General features: G+C 45.5%; 1 protein-coding gene. It reads left to right on the forward strand.

What is annotated here, in order from left to right; all coding sequences use genetic code 11:
• Positions 1–111 precede the first annotated feature (111 nt).
• Entirely contained in the window at positions 112–870 is a 759-nt protein-coding gene (locus tag R7Q38_RS24605) for an SDR family oxidoreductase (RefSeq protein WP_005455723.1), read from the forward strand.
• The last annotated feature ends 208 nt before the right edge of the window (positions 871–1,078 follow it).

The following is a 1,078-nucleotide window of genomic DNA, read 5'->3' on the forward strand; positions in this document are numbered from 1 at the left end:
CTCAAGTCTGTTTGAATTCTATAAGAACAACAAATGACCATGTGCTGGGAGCAATAAGCTCCCAGTTTCGATATTTCGTGTCTGAGCATCGACAAGTTTGGGAGAGCAAATATGGACATAAAAAATAGCGTTATTGCGATTACAGGTGCAGGGCAGGGGCTGGGCCAAATGATGGCGATTACCCTCGCTCAATCCGGAGCTGATTTGGCTTTGCTCGATGTGAATGAAACCGGTTTACGAGAGACACAATCACAATGTCAGATGTTAAGTGCGAAAGCGTTCACTTATCCGGTTGATGTGACAAATGAATCGGATGTGGAAGCGACATTTGACGCCATTCTTCAAGATTTCGGTCAGCTCAATGGACTCATCAACAATGCGGGAGTGCTGCGAGATGGTTTGCTTGTAAAAGCCAAAGATGGCGTTATCAGCAAAATGTCGTTGGAGCAGTTTAATCTCGTCATGAATGTCAATGTCACGGGAACATTTCTGTGTGGGCGTGAGGCTGCTGTAAAAATGATTGAAAGTGGCTCACAAGGGGTCATCATCAATATCTCCAGCGTGGCGAGAGCCGGGAATATTGGTCAAACCAACTATTCCGCCTCCAAAGCGGCGGTCGCTACCATGGCAACAACGTGGGCACGCGAGCTTGCAAGGTACGGCATTCGAGCCGCTGCGATTGCGCCAGGGGTTGTACATACGGCGATGGCTGATCAAATGAAGCCAGAGGCGATCGAACGTCTAGAAAAGATGATTCCGGTAGGGAGAATGGGGGAAGCGAGTGAAATCGCTCATGCCGTCAAATACATTCTTGAGAGTGATTACTTCACCGGCCGCGTGCTTGAGGTGGATGGCGGAATCCGAATGTAAACGCTTTTTTCAGAGAATGACTCCCTCAGGGAAGCATATTTGTCTGCTTGGTGACGAGTCGCATTGAGGGCAGGATCTGCTTTCTTTTTTATTACCAATACACATATTCATGTAGTAAATAAAATTCTTGCCATATTTAATTAAGAATAAATACCATTCAAATATTACGTGAAATCATTAATTTGATGTTGGTCACAATTCTTTGGTT

Source organism: Vibrio sp. Vb0598, from assembly GCF_033338935.1.
Classification (GTDB): Bacteria; Pseudomonadota; Gammaproteobacteria; order Enterobacterales; family Vibrionaceae; genus Vibrio; species Vibrio alginolyticus.

What these genes read in the sequence shown, in the direction of transcription:
- R7Q38_RS24605 (WP_005455723.1), top strand. Translation starts at nt 112, where the DNA reads ATGGACATAAAAAATAGCGTTATTGCGATTACAGGTGCAGGGCAGGGG.